This is a genomic window from Actinomycetospora sp. NBRC 106375, from assembly GCF_030269665.1.
In the GTDB taxonomy this organism is placed as follows: domain Bacteria; phylum Actinomycetota; class Actinomycetes; order Mycobacteriales; family Pseudonocardiaceae; genus Actinomycetospora.
This window is the reverse complement of record NZ_BSTS01000026.1, coordinates 32,786-57,264: the sequence shown is the minus strand read 5'-3', so window position 1 is coordinate 57,264 and position 24,479 is coordinate 32,786. Positions and strand designations below refer to the sequence as shown.

Annotated in this window: 21 protein-coding genes; 7 read left to right on the top strand and 14 right to left on the bottom strand. The window is 74.1% G+C overall.

Annotated features, from left to right (window positions below; genetic code table 11):
* Window positions 1-13: 13 nt before the first annotated feature.
* The gene (locus QSK03_RS29565; RefSeq protein WP_285659170.1) at window positions 14-625 is read right to left on the bottom strand and encodes a TetR family transcriptional regulator C-terminal domain-containing protein; all 612 of its coding nucleotides are present in this window, start codon (window positions 623-625) and stop codon (window positions 14-16) included.
* Between the two features lie 59 nt (window positions 626-684).
* Between QSK03_RS29565 and QSK03_RS29560 the strand changes: the two genes are divergently transcribed.
* On the top strand, window positions 685-1,464 hold the full coding sequence (locus QSK03_RS29560) for an alpha/beta fold hydrolase (RefSeq protein ID WP_285659169.1): 780 nt from the start codon (window positions 685-687) through the stop codon (window positions 1,462-1,464).
* A 1-nt stretch (window position 1,465) separates the two neighbouring features.
* Here the strand turns inward: QSK03_RS29560 and QSK03_RS29555 are convergent, their stop codons facing one another.
* Both QSK03_RS29555 and QSK03_RS29550 read right to left on the bottom strand, forming a co-directional pair.
* The gene (locus tag QSK03_RS29555) at window positions 1,466-2,674 is read right to left on the bottom strand and encodes a cytochrome P450 (RefSeq protein ID WP_285659168.1); all 1,209 of its coding nucleotides are present in this window, start codon (window positions 2,672-2,674) and stop codon (window positions 1,466-1,468) included.
* The gene (locus QSK03_RS29550; RefSeq protein WP_285659167.1) at window positions 2,671-3,330 is read right to left on the bottom strand and encodes a TetR/AcrR family transcriptional regulator; all 660 of its coding nucleotides are present in this window, start codon (window positions 3,328-3,330) and stop codon (window positions 2,671-2,673) included. Before QSK03_RS29550 ends, QSK03_RS29555 begins: the two co-directional genes overlap by 4 nt.
* 58 nt (window positions 3,331-3,388) lie before the next feature.
* Here QSK03_RS29550 and QSK03_RS29545 point away from each other — a divergent pair, with 58 nt between their 5' ends.
* Window positions 3,389-5,149 (top strand): MFS transporter, encoded by a 1,761-nt coding sequence (locus tag QSK03_RS29545; protein ID WP_285659166.1) that lies wholly within the window; start codon window positions 3,389-3,391, stop codon window positions 5,147-5,149.
* 6 nt (window positions 5,150-5,155) lie between these two features.
* Here the strand turns inward: QSK03_RS29545 and QSK03_RS29540 are convergent, their stop codons facing one another.
* Complete coding sequence (locus tag QSK03_RS29540) at window positions 5,156-5,872, bottom strand: GAF and ANTAR domain-containing protein (RefSeq protein WP_285659165.1); 717 nt, start codon at window positions 5,870-5,872, stop codon at window positions 5,156-5,158.
* 245 nt (window positions 5,873-6,117) lie between these two features.
* Between QSK03_RS29540 and QSK03_RS29535 the strand changes: the two genes are divergently transcribed.
* The gene (locus QSK03_RS29535; RefSeq protein ID WP_285659164.1) at window positions 6,118-7,182 is read left to right on the top strand and encodes an FAD-dependent monooxygenase; all 1,065 of its coding nucleotides are present in this window, start codon (window positions 6,118-6,120) and stop codon (window positions 7,180-7,182) included.
* Here the strand turns inward: QSK03_RS29535 and QSK03_RS29530 are convergent.
* The gene (locus tag QSK03_RS29530; RefSeq protein ID WP_285659163.1) at window positions 7,167-8,639 is read right to left on the bottom strand and encodes a protein adenylyltransferase SelO; all 1,473 of its coding nucleotides are present in this window, start codon (window positions 8,637-8,639) and stop codon (window positions 7,167-7,169) included. The genes QSK03_RS29535 and QSK03_RS29530 overlap by 16 nt on opposite strands.
* A complete protein-coding gene (locus QSK03_RS29525) occupies window positions 8,636-9,268 on the bottom strand; it encodes a hypothetical protein (protein WP_285659162.1) in 633 nt (210 codons plus the stop codon). Before QSK03_RS29525 ends, QSK03_RS29530 begins: the two co-directional genes overlap by 4 nt.
* A 27-nt stretch (window positions 9,269-9,295) precedes the next feature.
* On the opposite strand from QSK03_RS29525, the gene QSK03_RS29520 reads away from it, so the two are divergent.
* Complete coding sequence (locus QSK03_RS29520) at window positions 9,296-10,111, top strand: mycofactocin-coupled SDR family oxidoreductase (RefSeq protein WP_285659161.1); 816 nt, start codon at window positions 9,296-9,298, stop codon at window positions 10,109-10,111.
* Here QSK03_RS29520 and QSK03_RS29515 read toward each other — a convergent pair whose 3' ends face one another.
* Window positions 10,112-10,561 (bottom strand): cytochrome P450, encoded by a 450-nt coding sequence (locus QSK03_RS29515; protein ID WP_285659160.1) that lies wholly within the window; start codon window positions 10,559-10,561, stop codon window positions 10,112-10,114.
* On the opposite strand from QSK03_RS29515, the gene QSK03_RS29510 reads away from it, so the two are divergent.
* A complete protein-coding gene (locus tag QSK03_RS29510) occupies window positions 10,560-10,724 on the top strand; it encodes a hypothetical protein (protein ID WP_285659159.1) in 165 nt (54 codons plus the stop codon). The two genes, QSK03_RS29515 and QSK03_RS29510, sit on opposite strands and share 2 nt — an antisense overlap.
* 6 nt (window positions 10,725-10,730) lie before the next feature.
* On the opposite strand, the gene QSK03_RS29505 is transcribed toward QSK03_RS29510, so the two are convergent.
* Complete coding sequence (locus tag QSK03_RS29505; RefSeq protein ID WP_285659158.1) at window positions 10,731-11,945, bottom strand: alpha/beta hydrolase; 1,215 nt, start codon at window positions 11,943-11,945, stop codon at window positions 10,731-10,733.
* Window positions 11,946-12,070: 125 nt separating this feature from the next.
* On the opposite strand from QSK03_RS29505, the gene QSK03_RS29500 reads away from it, so the two are divergent.
* Window positions 12,071-13,834 (top strand): pyruvate dehydrogenase, encoded by a 1,764-nt coding sequence (locus QSK03_RS29500; RefSeq protein WP_285659157.1) that lies wholly within the window; start codon window positions 12,071-12,073, stop codon window positions 13,832-13,834.
* Window positions 13,835-13,859: 25 nt separating this feature from the next.
* Here the strand turns inward: QSK03_RS29500 and QSK03_RS29495 are convergent, their stop codons facing one another.
* The gene (locus tag QSK03_RS29495; RefSeq protein ID WP_285659156.1) at window positions 13,860-15,431 is read right to left on the bottom strand and encodes an adenylate/guanylate cyclase domain-containing protein; all 1,572 of its coding nucleotides are present in this window, start codon (window positions 15,429-15,431) and stop codon (window positions 13,860-13,862) included.
* A gap of 46 nt (window positions 15,432-15,477) precedes the next feature.
* The gene (gene ppdK / locus QSK03_RS29490) at window positions 15,478-18,165 is read right to left on the bottom strand and encodes a pyruvate, phosphate dikinase (protein WP_285659155.1); all 2,688 of its coding nucleotides are present in this window, start codon (window positions 18,163-18,165) and stop codon (window positions 15,478-15,480) included.
* Between the two features lie 329 nt (window positions 18,166-18,494).
* Here ppdK and katG point away from each other — a divergent pair, with 329 nt between their 5' ends.
* Window positions 18,495-20,687: a catalase/peroxidase HPI gene (katG, locus tag QSK03_RS29485; protein ID WP_285659174.1), complete on the top strand. Its 2,193-nt coding sequence runs from the start codon at window positions 18,495-18,497 to the stop codon at window positions 20,685-20,687.
* Window positions 20,688-20,766: 79 nt separating this feature from the next.
* On the opposite strand, the gene QSK03_RS29480 is transcribed toward katG, so the two are convergent.
* The 4 genes from QSK03_RS29480 to QSK03_RS29465 form a co-directional block, all read right to left on the bottom strand.
* Window positions 20,767-22,212: a carotenoid oxygenase family protein gene (locus QSK03_RS29480; RefSeq protein ID WP_285659154.1), complete on the bottom strand. Its 1,446-nt coding sequence runs from the start codon at window positions 22,210-22,212 to the stop codon at window positions 20,767-20,769.
* A gap of 11 nt (window positions 22,213-22,223) precedes the next feature.
* The gene (locus tag QSK03_RS29475; RefSeq protein WP_285659153.1) at window positions 22,224-22,841 is read right to left on the bottom strand and encodes a DUF3159 domain-containing protein; all 618 of its coding nucleotides are present in this window, start codon (window positions 22,839-22,841) and stop codon (window positions 22,224-22,226) included.
* Between the two features lie 148 nt (window positions 22,842-22,989).
* Complete coding sequence (locus QSK03_RS29470; protein WP_285659152.1) at window positions 22,990-23,394, bottom strand: hypothetical protein; 405 nt, start codon at window positions 23,392-23,394, stop codon at window positions 22,990-22,992.
* 201 nt (window positions 23,395-23,595) lie between these two features.
* Window positions 23,596-24,390 (bottom strand): class I SAM-dependent methyltransferase, encoded by a 795-nt coding sequence (locus QSK03_RS29465; protein ID WP_285659151.1) that lies wholly within the window; start codon window positions 24,388-24,390, stop codon window positions 23,596-23,598.
* Window positions 24,391-24,479 lie beyond the last annotated feature (89 nt).

The following is a 24,479-nucleotide window of genomic DNA, read 5'->3' as shown; positions in this document are numbered from 1 at the left end:
CGGGGACGCGAGCTCACGCGCCCTCGGGCGCCAGCGCCCGCCGCCACTGCGCCGTGACGGACCGGCGCAGCCGCTCGGTGTCGACGGCGTCCGGGTCGAGCAGGCGCTGCATGCCGATGCCGCGCAGCTGGCCCACGACCGCGACGGCGACGTCCGCGGCGTGCACGTCCGCGCGGATCGTGCCGGCGGCGATGCCGGCCTCCACGTCCTCGCGGAGGTCGGCGCGGAAGCCCTCGTCGCGCTCGCGGAACGTGGCCGCGAGCTCGGCGGCGGTGGCGGCCTCGGCCCACAGGAGCAGGAAGGCACGGTTCGCGGTACCGAGCTCGGTCAGCTGGGCGAGGTAGCCGTCGATCAGGGCGAGGAGCCGTTCCGGCCCGGGAGGCATCTCCGCGAGCCCGGGGACGAAGCCGCCCTGGATCGAGCTCGTGAGGGCCTCGACGAGGCCCTGCTTCGAGCCGAAGTGGTGGGTGACGATCCCGCGGCTGTAGCCGGCGCGCTCGCCGACCCGCGCGAGGGTCAGCGCCCGGACCCCGGACTCGACGACCACCTCGGCCGCGGCGGCCACGAGCGCGGTCTCGGTCCGTTCCCGGCGTTCCTGCTGGGTCCGGCGGGGTGGGGCGGTCATGGGCGGGCAGCATAGCCGCTGACTTGAGTGGCGGCTGACAAGTGTGTGACCCTGGCCGGGTGACCGTCGTCCTCGTCCACGGCAACCCGGAGACCGCGGCGGTCTGGGGCCCGCTCGTCGACGCGCTCTCCTCGCGCGGGGTGACGGGCGTCGTCCGGCTCTCGCCGCCGGGCTTCGGTGCGGCCCTGCCCGACGGCTTCCCGGCGACGGTGGACGCCTACCGCGACTGGCTGATCGGGGAGCTCGAGACGCTCGTGGCGCGCGACGGGCCGGTCGACCTCGTCGGGCACGACTGGGGCGGCGGACACGCCGTGACCGTCGCGATGGCACGCCCGGACCTCCTGCGCAGCTGGGTCAGCGACGTGGTCGGGATCTTCGACCCCGGCTACGTCTGGCACGACCTCGCGCTGACGTGGCAGACGCCGGGAGCGGGCGAGTCGGCCGTCGAGGCGTGGTTCGGTCCCGAGCGCAAGCCGGAGGCGCTCGTCGCCGGCCTCGCCTCCCGGGGACTGCCCGAGCCCGTCGCGCGCGAGGTCGTCGCCGGTCAGGACGAGGCGATGGGTCGTGCCGTGCTCGCGCTCTACCGCGACGCCGCCCAGCCCCGGCTCGCCGAGCTCGGCGCCGATCTGGAGTCGGCCGCGCAGCGTCCGGGCCTCGCGCTGCTCGCGACCGAGGACACGATGGTCGGCACCGACGAGCAGCGCCGTACCGCGGCCACGCGCGCCGGCGCCCGGGTGGAGGTCCTCGACGGCCTCGGTCACTGGTGGATGGGGGAGGACCCGGCGCGTGGGGCCCGCGTCCTGGCCGACTTCTGGGCCGACTCCTGGGCCGACCGCTAGATCACCACGCCACCGGCAGGCGCTCCAGTCCGTGGATCGCGTGCGTGGTGGCCCAGGCGACGTCGTCGTCGGGCACGGCCAGGTGCAGCGTGGGGAACCGGCGCAGCAGGGCCGGGTAAGCGATGCGCATTTCCATCCGGGCCAGCGGCGCGCCGAGACAGTGGTGCACTCCGTGGCCGAAGGCGACGTGCGGCGGGCCGTCCCGGGTGATGTCGAACCGTTCCGGGTCGTCGACGACGGCGGGATCGCGGTTGGCGGCCGGGAGGTTGAACACCACGAGGTCGCCGCGCCGGATCGTGACGCCGTCGATCTCGACGTCGCGGCGCGCGAGGCGCGGCGAACCGTTGGAGACGATCGAGAGCCAGCGCATGAGCTCCTCGACGGCCGGCGCCACGGCCTCCTCGTCGTCGCGGACGCGCGCGAGCTGGTCGGGGTGGCGCAGCAGCGCGAGGGTGCCGAGCCCGAGCATGTTCGCGGTGGTCTCGTGGCCCGCGACGAGCAGGAGGTTCGCGATGCCGACCAGCTCGTCGTTGGTGAGGTCCTCGGAGTGCTCGCGGAGGAGCATGCCGATGAGGTCCTCGCCGGGCTCGCGCCGGGCGCGGGCGACCAGCCCCTGCATGTAGGCGAGCGCCTCCGCGGCGAGGGCGTCCCGGCGCTCCTCGGTGAGCCCGGTGTCGAGCTGGGCGTTGGTGCGCTCCTGGAACTCCGCCTGGTCGCCCGGCGGGACGCCGAGCAGCTCGCAGATCACCAGCGACGGGATCGGCAGCGCGTACTGCGCGACGAGGTCGGCCGGCGGACCGGAGCGGGCGAGGGCGTCGAGGTGGTCGTCGACGATCTCGACGATCCGCGGCTCGAGCCGCCGCATCCGGCGCACCGTGAACTCGCCGGCGAGCAAGCGCCGCAGCCGCGTGTGGTCGGGCGGGTCGAGCGAGAGCAGGTTGCCGGTGCGGTCGCCCGAGAGCTGGCGCGGGTCGCGCCTGACCGCACCGTCGTCACCGCTGAGGTCGTCGGGCGTCCAGCCGTTGGCGAAGGCGTCCGCGTCGCCGAGCATCCGCCGCACGTCGGCCTGCCGCGTGAGCATCCAGGCCGTCGGGCCGAACGGGGTCGGCACCCGCGCGATCCCCTCGCCGTCCCGGACGGCCTCGGCGTCCGGTGCGGGGCCGAAGCCCGTGCGGCGGAGATCGAGACCGGTGGTGGGGGGAGGGGTCACGCGTGCTCCTGATCGGTGGCGGTGACGGGGGCGAGCCAGACGCCCACGAGGACGTCGACGAGCCCGGTGGCGGCGTCGGCCCAGGTCGCCCGCGCGGTCGGGGTGCCCTCGGCCACGGCGCGCTCGCGCTCGGCGGGGACGTCGACGAGCAGGGACCGTGCGATGTCCCCGCGCTCGCGGAACACCGCGGGCGGCAGGCTCGGCAGGCAGGCGTGCAGCCCGTCGAGGATGCGCATCAGGCCTGGCGAGCCGAGGTGCTCGTCGACGATGATCGCGCGCAGCGCCGGGTCGCTCATGACCTGCGCGCCGAAGCGGGCGTACCAGGTGGGTGTCCCCGGTGCGCCGAGGTGGTCGAAGGTCGGGCGCACGAGGCAGGCGAGCCAGTCGCGCAGGTCGTCGGACCCCTCGATCCGGGCGAGCATCTGCTCCCGCGAGCGCTCGATGTCCTCGGAGTGCCGCCGCACGATCGCCCGCACGAGGTCGTGCTTCGATCCGAAGTGGTACCCGACGACCGCGGTGTTGCCCTGGCCCGCGGCCTCCGCGACCTGGCGGTTGGACACCTCGTGGACGCCGTGCTCGGCGAAGAGGCGCTCGGCGGCGTCGAGAATGCTCGTGCGCGTCGCTTCGTTGCGGTCGGTCCTGGCTCGGGCGGGCACGGCGACGAGTGAACGGGCCCACCTCGCATCTGTCAATCGGTTGATTTAGATTGTCGCCGTGACCTCACCTCAGGCGGCCCAGCGCGCCCCGGCCTTCGTCCCGGTGCTCGCGCTGGCCGGCATCACGGTCTCGCTGCAGCAGACCCTCGTGGTGCCGCTGGTGCCGCAGTTCCCGCGGTTGCTGGGTGCGCCCGCCGCCGACACCGCCTGGGTCGTCACCGCGACGCTGCTCACCGCCGCCGTGGCGGTGCCGATCGTCGGGCGGCTCGCGGACATGGTCGGCAAGCGCCGCATGCTGCTCCTCTGCCTCGCCACGCTGATCGCCGGCTCGGTCGTGGCGGCGCTGTCGACGTCGCTGATCCCCCTCGTGGTCGGGCGCGCCCTGCAGGGCCTCGCGACCGGCGTCATCCCGCTGGGCATCAGCCTCATGCGCGACGAGCTGCCCCCGGAGCGCCTCGGGTCGGCGACGGCGCTCATGAGCGCCTCGCTCGGCGTCGGCGGCGCGCTCGGGCTCCCGCTCGCGGCGCTCATCGCCCAGACGGCCGACTGGCACGTGCTCTTCTGGGCGGCCGGCGGCCTCGGCGCCGTGGTGCTCATCGGGGTGATCGCCCTGGTGCCCGAGTCGGCGCAGCGGGCCGGCGGTCGGTTCGACCTCGTCGGCGCGGTCGGGCTCGCCGCCGCCCTCGTGTCGCTGCTGCTCGCGGTGTCCAAGGGCGGCACCTGGGGCTGGGGCAGCGCGACGACCGTGACGCTGTTCGTCGTCGCCGTGGTGGTGCTGCTCCTGTGGACGTGGTGGGAGCTGCGCACACGCCAGCCGCTGGTCGACCTGCGGGTGAGCCGGCGCCGTCAGGTGCTGCTGACCAACACGGCGTCGGTGGTCATGGGCTTCTCGATGTTCGCGATGTCGCTCGTCTACCCGCAGCTGCTGCAGCTCCCGACGTCCACCGGCTACGGGCTGGGGCAGTCGATCCTGGTGGCCGGCCTCGTCCTCGCGCCCGGCGGCCTCTGCATGATGGCGATGTCGCCCGTGTCCGCGCGGATCAGCGCCGCGTCGGGCCCGCGGACGACGCTCATGCTCGGGGCGACCGTCGTGGCGGTCGGCTACGGCGTCGGCGCCGCGTTCCACGGCGCGGTGTGGCAGCTGGTGGTCAGCTCGATCGTCATCGCCTGCGGCATCGGCCTCGGGTACGGGGCGATGCCCTCCCTGATCATGGCGGCGGTCCCCGTCGAGCAGACCGCCGCGGCCAACAGCCTCAACAACCTCATGCGCGCGCTGGGCACGTCGTTCGCCAGCGCGGTCGCCGGCGTGCTGCTCGCCTCGCTCGTGACGTCCGCGGGCGTGCCCACCGAGACGGCGTTCGTCGTCGTCATGCTGCTCGGTGCGGGTGCGGCCGTGGTGGCCGTCGCGATCGTCGCCGGGATCCCGCCGCGACGACGGGCGGGGAGCGCCCCGGCGACCGCCTCTCCGACTGCCTCTCCGACCGCCACCCCGGCCAAACCGGCGGCCCGGGACCTCCCCGCGGGTGAACCGCTCCTGCGCGGAACCGTGCGGCACCGCGACACGCCGGCGCCGGGGGCGGTGCTCACGGTCGTCGGCACCGACGGGCAGCAGCTGGGACGGGCTCGGACCGGCGACGACGGTGCGTTCGTGCTGCCCCGCGCGAGTGCGGGCCGCGCTCACCTGCTCGTGGTCCAGTGGCGCGGCATCTCGCGGGCGGAGTCGCTGTCCGGGACCGCCCCGGGGCTCGTGCGCGACGTCGAGCTGCCCGCCGCACGCGCCGCTCCCGCGACACCGTCCCCGTCGACCGTCCCCGGCTGAGCGCGGTCAGCGCCGACCGCGCTGCGCCACCTCGTCGTGCAACCACTGCGCGATCTCGACGAGCTTGAGGTTCGTCTCCTGGGACGACTGGACGAGCATCCGGAACGCGCCGTCGTCGTCGACCGAGAAGCGCTCCATGAGGATGCCCTTCGCGCGGCCGATGAGGTCGCGGCTCTCCACGGCGCGCTGGAGGTTCATCGCGTGCTCGCTGCCGTAGAGCAGCATGGCGGCCTGGACACCGAAGAGTCCGGCGACCAGCCGTGCCTCCTCGTCGAACGCGTCGCGGGCGGTCGCGTAGAGGTTGAGCGCCGCGCGCAGGCCGCCGGTGTCCTGGGTGAGCTGGGCCGAGACCATCGAGTGGTAGCCGGCCTCCACCGCGTGCGGCGTGAAGCGGGGCCAGCGCTCGCCGTCGGCACCCTCGAGGTCGCCGGCCAGCACGATCCCGTCGTCCGGCGGCTCCAGGATCGCCGTGATGCACGGACCCTCCTCCAGATCGCTCTGGAGGCGGTCGAGCTTCGTCACGGCCGGGTGCGTCGGGTTCCGCGACGTGATCGCGCCGTCCTGCGTGATGGAGATGCCCCCGGCGTCGGCTCCGGGAACCGTCTCGACGGCGGCGGCGACGATGTCGGTGAGCGTCTGCTCCAGGTCGCGGATCGAGCGCTTGGCCGCCAGCTCGTGGGCGGCCCGGCGCAGCGCCGCCACCACGTCCTCGTTGGGCGTCACGGTTGTCGCCCCCTCTCCCGGAACGGGCCCGGCGCGGGGTCGCTGATCGAACAATCGGTTCGCTCCCATGCCTGTGCCCGCCGACGGCGTCCCCGGAAACGTCACGAGCCGAACAGCGGCCGACCCGCCACCCGTTCCGGATCTCCACCGTTGACGGTCATCCGACCTGTACGTTCTACTCAGGGTGACTGAAGAAGACGGCAGACGATCACGAACGGCCCAGTGGATCGGGGCGCGGCCACCTCGTGTACCGCGACGGCGTCCAGGTCGCGCGCACCGAGATGGCCCTGCCCCCGGACGTGCCGTACGGCTTCACGGCGCTCCCGCAGTACACGACCGAGCGCCTCCTCGCCGAGGAGCTGCACCGTCACGGCGGCAGGATCGAGCGCTCGACCGAGCTGGTGGACTTCTCCCAGGACGCCGACGGGGTCTCGCTGCGCCTGCGCACCCCGACGGGCGACGAGGTCGTGCGCACCGCGTACCTCGTCGGGGCCGACGGGGCGCACAGCGTGGTGCGCAAGGGCCTCGGGCTGTCCTTCGCCGGCGACGCGTTCCCCGAGGAGTACATGCTCGGTGACGTCGTGGTCGACTGGACGATGCCCCCGGGGTACGCCGTGCGCTGCACGCGCCGCGGTCCGGACGGCGCCGAGGACGGCCTCGTCGCCATCCCCCTGCCCGGACGGGGGCGCTACCGCCTCTCGATGCTGGCGCCACCGGAGCTGCGCCGCCCCGCGGCCGGCGGGTCCGCCGACGGGATCGTCCACGGCCTCGAGGCGGGTGAGCCGCCGGCGGTGCACCACCTCCAGGCCGTCGTCGACCGTCTCTCGCCGGAGCCGGCCACCGTGTCCGACCTGCGCTGGTCGTCGGTGTTCCGGATCAGCCACCGGCTCGTGGACCGCTACGGCATCGGGCGCGTGTTCGTCGCCGGCGACGCCGCGCACATCCACCCGCCCACCGGCGGGCAGGGCATGAACACCGGCATCCAGGACGCGCTCAACCTCGCCTGGAAGCTCGCGCTCGTCGTCGACGGGCTCGCCGCGTCGTCGGCGCTGCCGCTGCGGGTGCACGTGGTCGTCGCGCCCGAGCTCGGCGCGGCGTTCGCCGACGCCGGGGAGCCGTGCCTCGTCGACAGCGCCGGCGACCTCGCCGCGGCGTACGGGATGCGCGGCGGGGACGCCGTGCTCATCCGCCCCGACGGCTACGTCGGCTGGACGGCGCGCCCGGTCACGGCCGCGGCGCTGGGGGCCCACCTCGCCGTGCTCACGGGGGTGCTGGACCTGAGCGAGTCGCCGGGTCAGGTCCCGCAGTAGGTGACGTAGCCCGTGCCCGAGGGGTCGCCGGTGGCGTACTCCTCGAGCCCGGGGCGCTCGTCGTACGGGCGCGTGACCACGTCGACCAGCCGGCGGAACGGGTCGAGGTCGCCGTCGACCGCCGCCGTGAGCGCCGCCTCGACCTGGTGGTTGCGGGGGATGTAGACGGGGTTGACGCGGTCCATCGCGGCCGCGCTCTCGTCGACCGCGCGGTCCTGGCCCTCCAGCGCCGCCCGCCAGCGCTCCAGCCACGCGTCGACGGCGCCGCGGTCGACGACGAGGTCGCGCACCGGGCCGGCGTCCCCGCGCGCGGCGGTCGCGAGGCCCCGGAGGAAGCGCGTGTGGTCGGGGTGCTCGGTGGCCATCAGCGTCACGAGGTCCTCGACCAGCTCACCGTGCTGCTCCCCGGTGAGCCCGATCTTCGCGTGCAGCCCCGCCGCGCGGTGGCGGGTGAAGCTCTCGGCGAAGGCGGAGACCGCGTCGGTGGCGGGGGTGATGGCGTTCTCGGGATCGTCGTCGATCACCGCCAGCAGCGACTCGGCGAAGCGGGCGAGGTTCCACTGCGCGATGCGCGGCTGGTTGCCGTACGCGTACCGGCCACCGTGGTCGATCGAGCTGTAGACCGTCGCCGGGTCGAAGGCGTCGAGGAACGCGCAGGGCCCGTAGTCGATGGTCTCGCCGGAGATCGTCATGTTGTCGGTGTTCATGACCCCGTGCACGAAGCCGACGTCCATCCACTGCGCGACGAGCCGGGCCTGCGCCTCGACGACGGCCTGCAGGAGGGCCAGCGGCGGGTTCTCGGCGTCGGCGGCCTCCGGGTGGTGGCGGGCGATCGCGTGCTCGGTGAGCCGGCGCAGGAGGTCGACGTCGCCGGAGGCGGCCGCGTACTGGAACGTGCCGACGCGCAGGTGGCTCGACGCGACCCGGGCGAGCACGGCGCCGGGCTGGCGCCGCCCGTCGCGGACCACCGGCTCGCCGGTGGTGGCCACGGCGAGCGACCGCGTGGTCGGGATGCCGAGCGCGTGCATCGCCTCGCTGACGACGTACTCGCGCAGCATCGGTCCGAGCGGGGCCTTGCCGTCGCCGCCGCGGGCGAACGGCGTGCGCCCGGAGCCCTTGAGGTGCAGGTCGCGGCGCCGGCCCTCGGGGTCGGTGAGCTCGCCGAGCAGCAGGGCGCGCCCGTCGCCGAGGCGGGGGGAGTAGTTGCCGAACTGGTGCCCGGCGTAGGCCTGCGCCACCGGCGTCGCCCCGGCGGGCACGGCGGCGCCCGCGAGGACGGCGACGCCCTCGGGCGAGCGCAGGGCGTCGGCGTCGAGCCCGAGCTCGGCGGCCAGCCCGTCGTTGACCACCACGGCCTCGGGCGACGGCGCGGGCTCGGGCTGCCAGGGCTGGTGGAGCCCCCCGAGGTCCCGGGCGAACCAGTCGTCGAGGGTCACGGGCGACGCGGCGACGGTCATGTCTCCGAGGCTAACCGCGCAGCGGCCCCGTCATGCCTGATCAAGGTCGTGATGCGCACGAGCGACGGGGTGCGCGGCGTCGACCCGAAGCCGAACCGCACCGGCGGCGACACCGCCGTCAGCGGGCCCTGGTCGACCCCGTCCCAGCGCACGCGCGCACTCGTGACGCGGTGCAGGTCCCGGGCGCCGTAGTACTCGCGGCGCCCGCCGCCCGCGGTGCCCACCGTGCGGACCCCCGGCAGCACCCGCCGCGCCACCGCGTCGATCGCGGTGATCCACGCGGGCGCCGTCGCCAGTGGCGCCGGCACGGCGCGCAGCAGCCACCCCAGCGCCGCGCGCCGGCCCACCCGCAGGGTCAGGTCGAGCTCGGCGGTGGTCACGTGGTGGTCGGCGCCGTCCTGCCGGTGGGTCACCGGCCCGAGGCGGACCTCGTCGAACGTGTAGGTCGCCGTGACGAAGTCGCGGGTCGGCGCGTCCGGGACGAGCAGGATCCGCCGCCCGTCCGGCCGTTCGACCATGACGTCGGTGAACGCCCCGAACGGCGAGGACGGCCAGTGCCCGACGACCACCCGGAGCCCCGCGGCCGTGCCGACACCCGCGATCCACCCGTCGAAGCGATCGGTGCCCATGGGTCAGGCGTACCCGAAGATGACCGCATGACGGGACGGGTGGAGGGCAAGGTCGCGCTGATCACCGGGGCGGCGCGGGGGCAGGGACGGGCAGACGCGCTGCGTCTGGCGCAGGAGGGCGCAGACGTCGTTGCGGTCGACGTCTGCGGACCCCTGCCCGGCGTGGACTACGCGTCGGCGACCCCGGACGACCTGGCGGCGACGGTGGCGGGCGTCGAGGCGGCCGGTCGGCGCGTGGTCGCGGCGCAGGTCGACGTGCGCGACCTCGACGCGCTGCGCGCCGCGGTCGACGACGCCGTCGTCCGGCTCGGCCGCCTCGACGTCGTGGTGGCCAATGCCGGCATCTGCATCCCGCGCGCCTGGCACCGCGTCAGCCCGGAGATCCTCCGCGACACCCTCGACGTCAACGTGACCGGCGTGTGGAACACGATCATGGCCGGCGCGCCGCACCTCGTCGCCGCGGGCGGCGGCTCGGTGGTGGTCATCAGCTCGGCGGCGGGGCTGAAGGTGCAGCCGTACATGGTGCCCTACACCACGAGCAAGTGGGCCGTCCGCGGCATGGCCAAGGCATTCGCCGCCGAGCTCGCCGCGCACCACGTCCGCGTCAACACCGTGCACCCCACCGGCATGGCCACCGGCATGGGCAGCGAGGCCATGCAGGCCGCGCTCGGCGAGGCGATGGCGGAGAACCCCCGGCCCCGCCACATGTTCACCAACATGCTGCCGGTCGACGTCACGGCGCCCGAGGACGTCGCGGAGACGGTGCTGTTCCTCGCCTCCGACGAGTCCCGGTGGATCACGGCCCACGAGATCGCCCCGGACGCGGGCGTCACCGAATATTGATCACCACCGCACCGGCAGCTCCGCCGGACCGCGGACCAGCGCCGTCGCCCGCCAGGTGACCTCACCGGCGAGGTCGAGCGTCGGCACGCGGGTGACCAGCGTCGTGATCGCCGTCTGCAGCTCCATGCGGGCGAGCGACGCACCGAGGCAATGGCGCGGCCCGAAGCCGAACGCGACGTGGGAGCCGGGCTCGCGGTCGAGGTCGAGGTCCTCGGGGTGCTCGAAGACCTCCGGGTCGCGGTTGGCGGCGACCGTGGACACGAGCACGGCGTCGCCGGCGCGCACGGTGCCGCCGGTGAGCTCGACGTCCTCGGTGGCGATGCGCGGCATGCCGGCGTTGCGGCCGAGCGGGGTGATGCGCAGCATCTCCTCGACCGCGGCGGGCACGCGCTCGGGATCGGCGACCAGCGACTCCGAGCGCGAGCGGTCGGACAGCAGCGTCAGCACCATGTCGCAGGCGGCCACGCTCGCCGCGGCACTGCGGATCACCACCGAGGACCACGCGGCGCGGGTCGCGGACGGGACGAGCCCGCCGCCGGACGGGATGTCGCGGCTCTCGGAGGCCGTCCGCGCGGCCACCCACGGCGTCGTCGGGGATGCGCTCACCGACTGAGCAGGCTCACCCCAGCCCGACCTGCCCGCCCGCCCAGTGCGCCAGCACCGAGAACGCGGCCTGGTGCCCGAGCGAGCCGTCCGGGCCGGTGTCGAAGGCGTGGTCCGCGAACGGGATCGCGACCCGCTCGGCGGCGACCCCCGACCCGCGCGCGGTCTCGACGTACCGGCTCGTGCCGCCCGGGGGGACGAGGCGGTCACGGGACGGGGCGACGGCGAGGACGGGCGGCCCGCCGGCGCGCAGGGAGTCGGTGCCGGTCACCGCGCGGTAGCGCTCCGGGCGCTGCTCGGGCGTCGCGCCGGTGTAGGCGACGGCGAAGCGCTGGGCGCCGCGGCCGTGGACGTAGGTGTCGGCGAGGTCGACCGCCGGATAGATCGTGGCGATCGCCCGCGGGCGGGGGACCGGGACCGGCGACGCGCACGCCGAGGGCTGCGTGCCCGCCGCCGCGCGCTGGCCGACGGTGACGGCGAGCTGCCCGCCCGCCGAGTCCCCGCCCAGGACGATCCGCGACGGGTCGGCGCCGTATTCGCCCGCGTGCTCGGCGACGCGGGCGAGCGCGCATGCGACCTGGGGCCCGGCGACGTCCCACGTCGGGCGGCCGGGGCGGGTCAGCGTGTACTCGACCGACACGGCCAGCCAGCCCGCGTCGGCGAGGCGGCGCATGTCGGCGGCGCGGTCGAGCTCCGACCCGGTCGTCCAGCCGCCGCCGTGCACCCAGACGAACACCGGAGCCGGACCGGCGGCCGCCCGCGGGCGCGTGATCGCCAGGTGCAGCTGCTGCCCCTCGGGGCCGGTCGCGTAGACCGGGTGCGCGTCCGGCGCCGAGACCTCGGGCGGACCGGAGAGCGCCACCGCCCGCAGCGGGTCGATGCTCCCGCCGGCACCGAGCGTCGCCGTCACCACCGCGCCGACCGCCCCGGCGAGCACGAGCGTCGAGACCGTGGCGACGGCGGCGACGACCGTGGTGACCGCGCGGGTGCGGCGACGGCGCCGGCGGACGAGCCACGCCCCGACCGACACGACCACCCCGAGGACCACGAGCAGGGGCCCGTACACACCGACGAGGTTCGGCGAGGCCGTCGAGCCGAGCATCGACGAGCCCGGCGCGACTGCGGTCACCGCGGCGGCGAGCAGCAGCAGGGTGGCCACGGTGAGCAGGACGAGGACGGCCAGGACCACCGCCGGCGGCATCGTCCTGGCCCTCGTGTCCTCCCCGCTCACACGCACCACGCTCCCAGCGAAGCACGCCCGGGTGCGCCACCGGCGCCCGTGAGCACTTTCGAGTGCCCGAGCACGCCGAACTGCTCGCGTGCGCCGAAGGCGCACCGGGGTGGAAGATCGCGCCCATGGCCGCCCGCACCGTCGCCGATCAGCTCATCGAGGTCCTCCTGCAGGCCGGGGTCCGCCGGATCTACGGGCTCGTGGGGGACAGCCTCAACCCGATCGTCGACGCGGTCCGGCGCTCCGGAGGTGCGGCGCAGGGCGGGATCGACTGGATCCACGTCCACAACGAGGAGGCCGGCGCGCTCGCGGCGGCCGCCGAGGCCCAGCTCACCGGCACGCTGGCCGTGTGCGCCGGCAGCTGCGGGCCCGGCAACACCCACCTGATCCAGGGGCTGTACGACGCGCACCGCTCGGGGGCGCCGGTGCTCGCGATCGCGTCGCACATCCCCTCGCTCCAGATCGGCACCCAGTACTTCCAGGAGACCCACCCCGAGCGGCTCTTCGTCGAGTGCTCCTCGTGGGTCGAGCTGATCTCTCGGCCGGAGCAGATGCCGAGGCTGCAGCGCATCGCCATGCAGACCGCGCTCGCCGACCGCGGGGTCTCCGTGCTCGTCCTGCCCGGTGACATCACGGCCCTGCCCGCCGCGCACCCCACCGGGCAGGGCGACCTCGTGGCGCCGTCGTCGGTGCTGATGCCGCCGCCCGACCGCGTCGAGGCCCTCGCCGAGCGGATCAACGCGGCGGGGTCCGTGACGCTCTTCGTCGGCGCCGGGGTCCGCGAGGCGCGCGACGAGGTGCTCGCGCTCGCCGAGCGCGTCCAGGCGCCGGTGGGCCACTCCCTCGGCGGCAAGGAGTGGATCCAGTACGACAACCCCTACGACGTCGGGATGAGCGGGCTGCTCGGGTACGGCGCCTGCTTCGAGGCGAGCCACGAGGCCGACCTGCTCGTGCTGCTGGGCACCGACTTCCCCTACGACGGGTTCCTGCCCCAGGCGCACACCGTGCAGGTCGACCGCGACGCCCGCCACCTCGGACGGCGCACCGTGCTCGACCTCGGCGTCGAGGGCGACGTCGGCGCCACGCTGCGCGCGTTGCTGCCGCTCGTCGAGGAGAAGACCGACCGCGCCTTCCTCGACCGGATGCTGCGCCACCACGCCGACGCCCTCGAGCACGTCGTCGACGCCTACACGCAGCGCGTCGAGGACCGCCGCCCGGTGCACCCGGAGTACGTCGCGTCGGTGCTCGACGCCGAGCTCGCCGACGACGCCGTCGTCACCGTCGACACCGGGATGTGCAACGTCTGGGCCGCCCGCTACATCAGCCCCACCGGGCGGCGGCGCATCATCGGCTCGTTCCGCCACGGGACGATGGCCAACGCGCTGCCGCACGCGATCGGGGCGGCGATCTCGCAGCCCGGCCGCCAGGTCGTGTCGATGTCCGGCGACGGCGGGCTGACGATGCTCCTGGGCGAGCTGCTCACCGCCGTGGAGCACGACCTCGACCTCACGGTCGTCGCGTTCAACAACGGCTCGCTGGGCATGATCCGCCTCGAGATGATGGTGTCGGGCTTCCCGTCGTTCCAGACCGACCACGGCCCGGCCGACCTCGGCGCCGTCGCCCGCGCCGCCGGGCTGCACGCCGTGACGGTCGAGGACCCCCACGACCTGCGGGGCGCGCTGCGCGGGGCCCTCGACCACCGCGGGCCCTCGCTCGTCGACGTGCGCACCGACCCGGACGCGCTGTCGATCCCGCCGCACATCACCGCCGAGCAGGTCCGCGGCTTCGCCCTCGCCGGGATGCGCACGGTGCTCGCCGGCGGCGTCGGGAAGATGGTCGACCTCGCCCGCGCGAACCTGCGCTCGATCCCGCGCCACCCGCTGCGGTAGACCCCGCCACCGAGGCCGCCGCAGCTCACGCCCGCAGCTCGGCCCGGTCCTCCTCGACGGCGACCGTGCGGGCCCGCGGGGAGTGGACGTGGGTCGCGCGGTGGCGCCCGCGCAGGCGCAGGACGTCGACCTGGACCCACTGCCCCGCCTCGCGGTCGCCGGCGCGCCGGATCGCGGCGTCGGAGGCGGCGACGCGACCGGGCAGGCCCTTGGCGACGTCGCAGAGGCGGGCCGCCTCGTTCACGGGGTCGCCGATGACCGTGTACTCGTAGCGGCGGGCGTCGCCGATGTTGCCCGCGACGGCGGGACCGGCGGAGACCGCGATCCCGGCGGGGTCGCGGCCCTCGAGCCGGTCGGCGAGGGCCCGCGCGGCGGCGAGCGCGGCGGCGGCCGGGTCGTCGGTGTCGTCCGGCGCGCCGAAGACCGCGAGCGCCGCGTCGCCCTCGAACTTGTTGATCCAGCCCCCGTGCCCCTCGACGACGTCGACGACCTCGGCGAAGAACGCGTTGAGCACCGTGACGACCTCGTGGGGCGGGCGGTCGAACGCCATCTCGGTGGACCCCACGAGGTCGACGAACAGCACGGCGACCTCGCGCACCTCGCCACCGAGATCGAGCCGGCCGGCGAGCGCCGCGCGCGCGACCTCCTCGCCGACGTGGCGGCCGAACAGCTCGCGGAGCTGGTCGCGCTCCCGCAGGCCGCCCGCCATCTCGTTGAAGCCCGCCTGCAGCATCCCGAGCTCGGTGGTGTCGGTGACGTCGACGCGGGCGTTCAGCTCGCCGTCGCGGACCCGGCGCATGGCCCGCCGCACGTTCATCACCGGAGTGGCGAGCGAGGTCGACGTCAGCGCCGTGAGCAGGAAGCCGACGGCGAGCGCGACGACGGCCAGCACGAGCACGACGACGCCGAGCCGGGTCACCGTGTAGTAGTCGCGGAACAGCAGCGACGCCGCGGCGGCGAGCGCGATCCCGAGCAGCGGCACGCCGGTGCCCAGCACCCAGGCCGAGAGCGACCGGGCGGCGACGGCGGGGAGCACGCCGATTCGGGTGGGCGGGTCCTCGGCGAGCACGCGCGCCACCTCGCCGCGCAGCGTCAGCTCGGAGAGCCGGTAGACCACGGCGACGGTGGCGGCGCCGCCGAGACCGACCACGCAGCCGACCGTCACAGCGACCGTCGCGGACGACAGGGCGTTGAGGACGGTGAACAGCACCGTCGCGACCACCCACGGCACGGCCTGGACGACGGTGATCCGCAGCGGGGCGCTCAGGACGGCGCGGCGCGCGAGCCTGCGGTGCCGTCGCCACGCGTCCTCACCCGCGTCGTCGGCGGGCGCCCGCGGGACGCGGACCCAGAGGAAACCCCAGGTCAGGCCGACGACGCCCGCGGCGAGCAGGTAGATCCCGAACGCCCAGAGGTTGCGGCTCAGGACGCCCTCGACGTCCCCTACCAGCGACTGCGTCGGCAGCAGCCAGCCGGCCAGCCCGAGCACGATCGCCGCCCCGACCACGTTGGCCACGACCACCTGCGCGCCGAGCACGGCCTTGGTGGACGGCCGGAAGTCGCGGTGCACCGGACCGCGCTCCGGGGGATCGGTCATCCCTCGATGCTAGCCATGCGGTACCGGTGGTACCGCGTAGAGGGACTCAGCTCTCGTCGTACCCGGCGGTGGCGGCCCGGCCCGCCTCGAGCCGCGCGACCGGCACGCGGAACGGCGAGCAGGAGACGTAGTCGAGCCCCGACCGGTGGAAGAAGTGCACCGAGTCCGGGTCGCCGCCGTGCTCGCCGCAGATGCCGAGCTTGAGGTCGTGGCGCACCTCGCGGCCCCGCCACGACGCGATCTCGACGAGCTCCCCGACGCCCTCGGTGTCGAGCGACTCGAACGGCGACACCCCGAAGATGCCGGTCTCGAGGTACTCGGAGAAGAACGAGCTCTCGACGTCGTCGCGGGAGAAGCCCCACGTCGTCTGGGTGAGGTCGTTGGTGCCGAAGGAGAAGAACTGCGCGACCTCGGCGATCTGGGCCGCGACCAGCGCCGCGCGCGGCAGCTCGATCATCGTGCCGATCTGGTGGGAGACGGGCGCACCGTCGACCAGCGACTCCGGCTCGGCCACCACCTCGGCGATCTCCGCCGCGACCGCCTGCAGCTCCTGCACCGTGCCGACCAGCGGCACCATGATCTCCGGCAGCACCGTCACGCCCTCGGCCGCGAGCGTCGCCGCGGCGCGCGTGATCGCCCGGACCTGCATCGCGTACAGCCCGGGCACCGCGATGCCGAGGCGCACGCCGCGCAGGCCGAGCATCGGGTTCTGCTCGTGCAGGCGCCGGACGTTGGCGAGCAGCTCCTCCTTCTCCTCGGTCAGCTCGCCGCGCTCGCGGGCCACGGCCACCTCGATGGAGAGCTCGGTGTAGTCCGGCAGGAACTCGTGCAGCGGCGGGTCGAGCAGCCGGATCGTCACCGGCAGGCCCGCCATCGCCCGGTAGATCGCCGTGAAGTCCTCGATCTGCAGCGGCAGGAGCGCGGCGAGCTGCTTCTCGCGCTCCTCCCGCGTCTCGGCCAGCACCAGCGCCTCGACCAGCGCGCGGCGCTCGCCCAGGAACATGTGCTCGGTGCGGCAGAGCCCCACGCCCTCGGCGCCGAACGTCCGCGCGGTCGCGCAGTCCTCGCCGGTGTCGGCGTTGACGCGCACCCGCAGCCGCCGCCGGTCGTCGGCGTGGCGCAGGATCCGGTCGACCGCCGCGACGAGGTCGTCGTTCTCCGCGAGCCCCGTCGAGCCCTCGAAGTAGGACATGACGGGGCTGGACACCACGGGGACCTGCCCGAGGTAGACCTCGCCGTTCGTGCCGTCGATCGAGATCGTGTCGCCCTCGGCCACCACTCGGCCGTCGGGCGTGGTCATCGTCTTCGCGCGGACGTCGACCTCGAGCTCCTCGGCGCCGCACACGGCGGTCTTGCCCATGCCGCGCGCGACGACGGCGGCGTGCGAGGTGCGCCCGCCCCGGCTGGTCAGCACGCCCTCCGCGGCGATCATGCCGTCGAGGTCGTCGGGGTTGGTCTCCCGGCGGACGAGCACGACCTTCTCACCGGTCCTCGCCCGCCGCACCGCGGTCGGCGAGTCGAACACCGCGATCCCGCTGGCCGCGCCGGGGGAGGCGTTCATCCCCGTGGTGAGCAGCTCCTTGGGCGCATCGCGGTCGAACCGCGGGAACATCAGCTGCGCGAGCTGCGCGCCCGTGACGCGCTGCAGCGCCTCGTCGGAGTCGATGAGGCCCTCGTCGACCAGCTGGCAGGCGACCGTGAACGCCGCCGCGGCCGTGCGCTTGCCGACCCGCGTCTGCAGCATCCAGAGCTTGCCGCGCTCGATCGTGAACTCGATGTCGCACAGGTCGCGGTAGTGGTTCTCGAGCGTCGCCATGATCCCGAGCAGCTGGTCGTACGACGCCTTGTCGATCCGCTCGAGCTCGGTGAGGGGCAGGGTGTTGCGGATGCCGGCGACGACGTCCTCGCCCTGCGCGTTCTGCAGGTAGTCGCCGTAGATGCCCTGGGCGCCCGACGCGGGGTCGCGGGTGAACGCGACGCCGGTGCCGGAGTCCATGCCGAGGTTGCCGAAGACCATCGAACAGACGCTCACGGCGGTGCCGAGGTCGGCGGGGATGCGCTCCTGGCGGCGGTAGACGTTCGCGCGGGGAGAGTTCCACGACGCGAAGACCGCGCGGATCGCGAGGTCCATCTGCTCGCGCGGGTCCTGGGGGAAGTCGCGGCCCGCGTGCTCGCGCACGATGGCCTTGAACGTCTCCACGAGCGCGGCGAGGTCGCCGGCGTCGAGGTCGAGGTCGTTCGCCGTGCCCTTCGCCTTCTTCGCCGCCTCCAGCGCGTCGGCGAAGTGCTCGGCCTCGATGTCCAGGACGGTCGCGCCGAACATCTGCACGAGGCGGCGGTACGAGTCCCAGGCGAAGCGGTCGTCGCCGGCCTGGGTCGCGAGGCCGCGGACCGAGGAGTCGTTGAGGCCGACGTTGAGGACGGTCTCCATCATCCCGGGCATCGAGAACTTCGCCCCGGAGCGCACGGACACCAGCAGCGGGTCGTCGGCCTGGCCGAGCTGCTTGCCCATCGACTTCTCGAGGGCGGCGAGGTGCTCGGTGACCTCCTCGGCGAGGCCGGCGGGCTCGTGACCGTCCGCGAGGTAGGCCCGGCAGGCCTCGGTGGTGATGGTGAACCCGGGGGGCACCGGCAGCCCCAGGTTCGTCATCTCGGCCAGGTTGGCGCCCTTGCCACCGAGCAGGTCCTTCTGGTCCTTGTCGCCCTCGCCGAACGAGTACACGAGCTTGGGCATGCTGCCTCCGTACCTCTGTGACACGTCTGTGACACCGCGACGCCTGGTCCCCCGCCGGGCCCACCCTCGGGCGCCGACCGTGTCAGCGTGGCCGAGGCGCGTCACGGCGACCAGACCCCGACGCGCAGATGATGCTGATCATGACGGAAACTTGATTCATTCCAGACTAGGCGCGACACTGCGACCCGTGTCACCACCGGCCTCCCCCGCCCGGACGGGCTCCGCAGGCCGAACCACCGCCACATGACCGCCACACCCGACAGTCCGACCGTTCTGTGATCCGGAGGGACCTCCCCGTGTCCGAGAGCCACGTGACCCGCGAAGCCGAGATGAACACCGAGGACGCGGGCGGCTGCCCCGTCCACGCCGGCCGTCTCGCGCACCCGACCGAGGGCGGCGGCAACGTCGACTGGTGGCCCAACCAGCTGAACCTGCGCATCCTGCGCTCGCACGCCCCCGCGTCGAACCCGATGGACGACGGCTTCGACTACGCGGAGGCCTTCAAGACCGTCGACCTCGACGAGCTCGCGAAGGACGTCGACCACGTCCTCACGACGTCGCAGGACTGGTGGCCCGCCGACTTCGGCCACTACGGCGGCTTCATGATCCGCATGGCCTGGCACTCGGCCGGCACCTACCGCCTCGCCGACGGCCGCGGCGGCGCCGGCATGGGCATGCAGCGCTTCGCCCCGCTCAACAGCTGGCCGGACAACGGCAACCTCGACAAGGCGCGCCGCCTGCTGTGGCCGGTCAAGCAGAAGTGGGGCCAGAAGGTCTCCTGGGCCGACCTGATGATCTTCACGGGCAACCGGGCCCTCGACACCATGGGCTTCACGACCTTCGGCTTCGCCGGCGGCCGCCCCGACGTGTGGGAGCCCGACAACGAGACCTACTGGGGCCCGGAGAACTACTGGCTCGGCGGCGACCAGCGCTACAGCGGCGACCGCCGGCTCGAGCAGCCGCTCGGCGCCTCCCAGATGGGTCTCATCTACGTCAACCCGGAGGGCCCGGACGGCAACCCCGACCCGCTGGCCGCCGCGCGCGACATCCGCGAGACCTTCGGCCGGATGGCGATGAACGACGAGGAGACCGTCGCCCTCATCGCCGGCGGGCACACGTTCGGCAAGACCCACGGTGCGGCCGACCCCGACCAGTATGTCGGCGCCGAGCCCGAGGGCGCGGGCATCGAGGAGCAGGGCCTGGGCTGGCACCAGAGCTTCGGCTCGGGCAAGGGCCGCGACGCCATCACCTCCGGGCTCGAGGTCACCTGGACCTCCACGCCGGCGCAGTGGAGCAACGCCTACTTCGACAACCTGTTCGGCTACGAGTGGGAGCTCCACAAGTCGCCGGCCGGGGCGTGGCAGTACCGCCCGGTCGACAACGGCGGGGCCAACACCGTGCCCGACCCGGAGTCCGGCGAGCTCACCCGCCAGCCGACGATGCTCGTCACCGACGTCTCCCTGAAGGTCGACCCGGTCTACAAGGAGATCTCGCAGCGGTTCCACCAGAACCCGGACCAGCTCGCCGACGCGTTCGCCCGCGCCTGGTACAAGCTGACCCACCGCGACATGGGCCCGATCCAGCGCTACCTCGGCTCCTGGGTGCCGCAGGAGACGATGATCTGGCAGGACCCGGTGCCCGCGCACGAGGGCCCGGTCGTCAGCTCCTCCGAGATCGCCGACCTCAAGAAGCGGATCCTCGACGCCGGGCTCTCGGTGTCGTCGCTGGTCAAGGCGGCGTGGGCGTCGGCCTCGACGTTCCGCATCGGCGACAAGCGCGGCGGCGCCAACGGTGCCCGCGTGCGCCTCGAGCCGCAGATCGACTGGGAGGTCAACGACCCGCAGGAGCTGCGCCGCACCCTCGCGGCCCTCGAGGAGGTCCGGAGCGCCTTCTCCGGATCCGGGACCCAGGTCTCGCTCGCCGACGTCATCGTGCTCGGCGGTGTCGCGGCGGTCGAGAAGGCCGCGAAGGACGCCGGGGCCGACGTCAGCGTCCCGTTCACGCCGGGCCGCACGGACGCCTCGCTCGAGTGGACCGACGTCGACTCGTTCACCCACCTCGAGCCGACGGCCGACGGGTTCCGCAACTACCTCGGCAAGGGCCACCAGCTCCCCGCCGAGTACCTGCTCGTCGACCGCGCGAACCTGCTCAACCTCTCCGCCCCGGAGATGACGGTCCTCGTCGGCGGCCTGCGCGTGCTGGGCGCCAACACCGCCGGCTCGACGCACGGTGTGCTCACGAACCGTCCCGGGCAGCTGACGAACGACTTCTTCGTCAACCTGCTCGACATGAACACCCAGTGGGCGAAGATGGCCGAGGAGGACGGGATCTACGAGGCCCGCGGCGCCGACGGTGAGGTCCACTGGACCGGCACCCGCAACGACCTCGTGTTCGGCTCGAACTCGGAGCTGCGCGCGGTCGCGGAGGTCTACGCCTCGGCCGACGGTGCGCAGAAGTTCGTCCGCGACTTCGTCGCCGCGTGGGACAAGGTCATGATGCTGGACCGCTACGACCTGAACTGATCCTCTCCCTGAGGCCGACGAAGGCCCCGGCTGCTCTCGGCAGCCGGGGCCTTCGTGTGTCGGCGTCGCTTCCCGGGCGCTACTCCTCGGTCGGCAGCCACGCGCCGTGCAGCCCCAGCGGGACGCGCACGGGGATCCGGACCTTCGCGACCGGGCCGGCGCCGGGGTCGGCGGCGGCGAACACGACGAACCAGCTCGACCGGTCGGTGCGGTCGGTCGCGAACGTGACCCACCAGCCGTGCGTCGCGTCCTCGTCGCCCGGCTTCGGCACGAAGCACGGCTCGCCGACCGAGAGGTCGCCGGCGTCCCACGTGACGGCCCGTTCGGTCGCGGTGTCGAGCCAGAGGACCGCGTCGAAGTTGCCGTTCGCGAGCTCGACGCGGCCGGTCTTCGTCCCGAGCGCGATGACGCCGTGCCGCTGTCCGAGCCGGCGGTCGTCGACGCGCGGGAACTCCATCCCGTGCGGGTCGGTGAGGAACCGCCGGGTGATCGACCCGCTCACCGGGTCGATCTCGGCGCGCGTGATGCCGCCGACGATCGGGCTCGTGTTCGGGCTCAGCCCGCCCGGCCGGGACCACTCGACGTAGTCCAGGACGACCGTGGCGTCGGGGCCGTCGCCCGTGTCGTAGGCGTTCGCGCTGTGCCAGCTCCAGAACGCGTCGGTGTGCGCCCACCGCACCGGGCTGCCGTCACGCGGGATCAGCGCGATCCGGGTGCCGTCCTCGGGGCGCCACGCCAGCAGCGACCCGCCGCGCATCGCCGCGGCCACGTCGAAGTACATCGGGCCGAGCACGAGCACGACGAAGCGCTCGGTGATCGCCATGTCGTGGATCATCACCGGGGTGTCGACGTCCGGCACCGCCGTCGGCGCCCGCCGCGTGCCGCCGTCGGGGCCGAGCACCGACCAGGTGAGGTACGGCGCCTCGAGCCCGTAGCAGAACACCACCATCTCGCCGGTGCGCGGATCGACCTTGGGGTGTGCGCAGATGCCCGCGGGCAGCGAGCCCCCGAACGTCTCCCGCCCCACCGTCGCCAGCTCCGGCGTGAGCGCGTAGGGCGGGGCCGACTCGGCGAGCGCGAGCAGCTTGCCGCCGTGGCGGACGACGTTGATGTCGGGCAGATCCTTCATCGTCCCGGCGAGCGAGGGACCGACCTCGTCCGCACCCGGCGTGTAGCCCGTCATCAGCCCGCCCCACAGCGCGCGGCCGGCGGCGATCTCGGCGTCGAGCATCGGCGTGTGCACGAAACGGTTCGCGTAGCGCGCCCTCCCGCCCGACACCGACAGCCCGTGCACCATCCCGTCCCCCTCGAGGGGATAGATGTACGAGCCGAGCGGGGTGAAGCGCGGGTTGGGGCCGTTGCGGACGTACATCCCGTCCATCTCGGGCGGGAGCTCGCCGGTGACCTCGAGATCGCCGGCGTCGATCTCGTCGATCACCGGCTCGAAGACGCCCGACAGGTGCGGGTCGTGCGCGGCGTCGACCGGCGGGGGGCCGGATGGGACGGGTGGAACGGTCGTGGTCACGGTTCCTCCCCTCAGGCCGGCTGGGCCGGGGCCTCGTGAGCACCGTGCGCGCCGTGGCTCCCGCCCGCGTGCAGGCGGTTGCGGACGTGGTCCGGGTACCACGCGGTGATCTTCACGGCGACGACGATCGCGACGATCGGCACGACCCAGTTGAAGACGTCGGGGTTCGCGCCCCAGTAGCCGACCGCGGCGTCACAGAGCGCGTTGATGACGAACACGACGCCCCACAGGGCCGTGAGCACGCGGTTGACCTGCTTGAACGTCGGGGTGTTCCACACCTCGGGCGGTGCCTGCTTCTTCGCGTAGAACTCGGTGAAGGGGCGGCCGACGGCCAGCGAGCCCAGCGCGACGAGGGCGATCACGACGCTCGACAGCAGCTGCGCGCGGTCCTCGATCGGCTGCAGGGCCGCGCGGTCGAGCACGAGCGACAGGACGAACAGCACCGCGAAGAACACGAGCGCCGCGGCGTCGAGGATGCTGATCGAGCGGCTCCGGCGCCAGTCCGGCACCGCGAGGATGAGCGAGCAGGCCAGCGCGGCCAGCGCCGCCCACTCCCAGGTGCTGGGCCCCGCGACGACCGAGAAGACGATCCAGGGCACGAAGCCCAGGAAGATGGACGCTTTCTGCACGACGGCCTCCTGCCGATCCTGATGACTCTCCGTCATCATGAGAGGAGGAGCGCGGAGGATTCAAGGTCCCGGTCGGAGATCTGACCGGCGTTCCGTGACAATCGTGCGAGAGGGTGTCACTCGGACGGGCGAGTACTCGGCGTTCGGGTCAGTGCGCGGGGCCCGTCGCCCGCGAGGGCGTCGCGAGGACGGTCCGCAGCGGCACCCCGCCGACCGCGCGCGGCATCGGCACCGGGTTCGGTGTCGCACCGACCACGACCAGGCCGTCCACCGCGGGGTGCTGGGCGTAGCGGGTGAGGCGCGCGATGGTCGCGTCGTCGAGACCGGCGAGCGCGGGCACGATCCCGATCGAGGCCTCGACCCGGGGGAACGGCTCGGCGACCAGCAGGGGCAGGCGGTCGCCACTGCCGAGCGCGTAGTCCCGCACGGTGACCAGTCCGGCGCCGGCGAGCAGGAGGGCGATCACGCCGATCACGGACGCGGGATCGAGGTGGGGGAAGGCCGCGCCCTCGATCAGTTCGACCACGCGCTGGGCCAGCAGGTCTGCGTGCACGATCCGCCCTCCCCGCTCCCGGCGCCGGGGCCCATGATTCCCTGCCGCGGCCCGCGGGGCGAGACCTTCTTCTGATGCGGTTGGGGTTTCTGGGGTTGCTGGGGCTCGTCGGCGCCCGCTCGGGAGATCAGGAGCGCGGAATGCACCTTCTGGCGCCGATCGGCGTGCGTGGCGCGCCCCTGATCTCGGGTCGAGCGCACGTCACCGGCGCCGCGCGGCCTCCACGACGTGCGCCGTCATCGACGCCGTGACGGGACCGTCGCCGAGGTCCGCGGTCATCGCCGCCGCGACGCGTGCGACGACGTCGTCGAGGTCGCCGCGACGCGCGAGCTCGGCGCGCAGCGGTGAGCCGGTGCCGAAACCGACCGCGATCTGCGCCGGCTCCTCGGCACGCCCGGACAGCGTCACGGTGTCGATGTCGACACCGCCGAACCCGCCCGCGCGCAGGTCGGCGGTGATCCGTTCCGGGTCCGTGTAGCCGTGGGGCACGGCGGTGAGGAACGCCGGGACGTCGCCCGGGAACACCTGGCCCAGCGCGCGGGCGAGGGCGTCGGCGAAGCCGTGCGTCGACAGCGTGTCCCACGTCGTGAACAGGAAGCATCCCGACCGCGCGAGGACGCGGGCGATCTCGGCGTAGGCGGCCGGGCGGTCCGGCAGGAACATGACGCCGAACCCGCAGACGACGAGGTCGAAGGACGCGTCCGCGAACGGCAGCTCCGCGGCGTCGGCCGCCTGCCACGACGCCCCGGGCACGCGCGACGCGCCCAGCTCCACCATCGCCGGGTTGAGGTCGGTCGCGGTGAGGTCGACCGACGGGAGCGCGGCGAGCAGCTCCGCGGTCACGACGCCGGTGCCGGCGGCGATCTCCAGGACGCGGTCCCCGGTGGCCCGGGACGCCAGCTCGCGGGCGAACGGTCGGAACACCGCGGGGACGAGGCAGCGCTCGTAGACCTCCGGCATGGACCCGACCCAGCGCGTGCTCTCGTCGACACCCATGGGTCCTTGTCCCAGAACGGACGCCGCGGGGCAAGACCGCGGTCACCGGGGCGCCGCCCACGGTGCCTCGGCGCGGGACACGGCGTGGG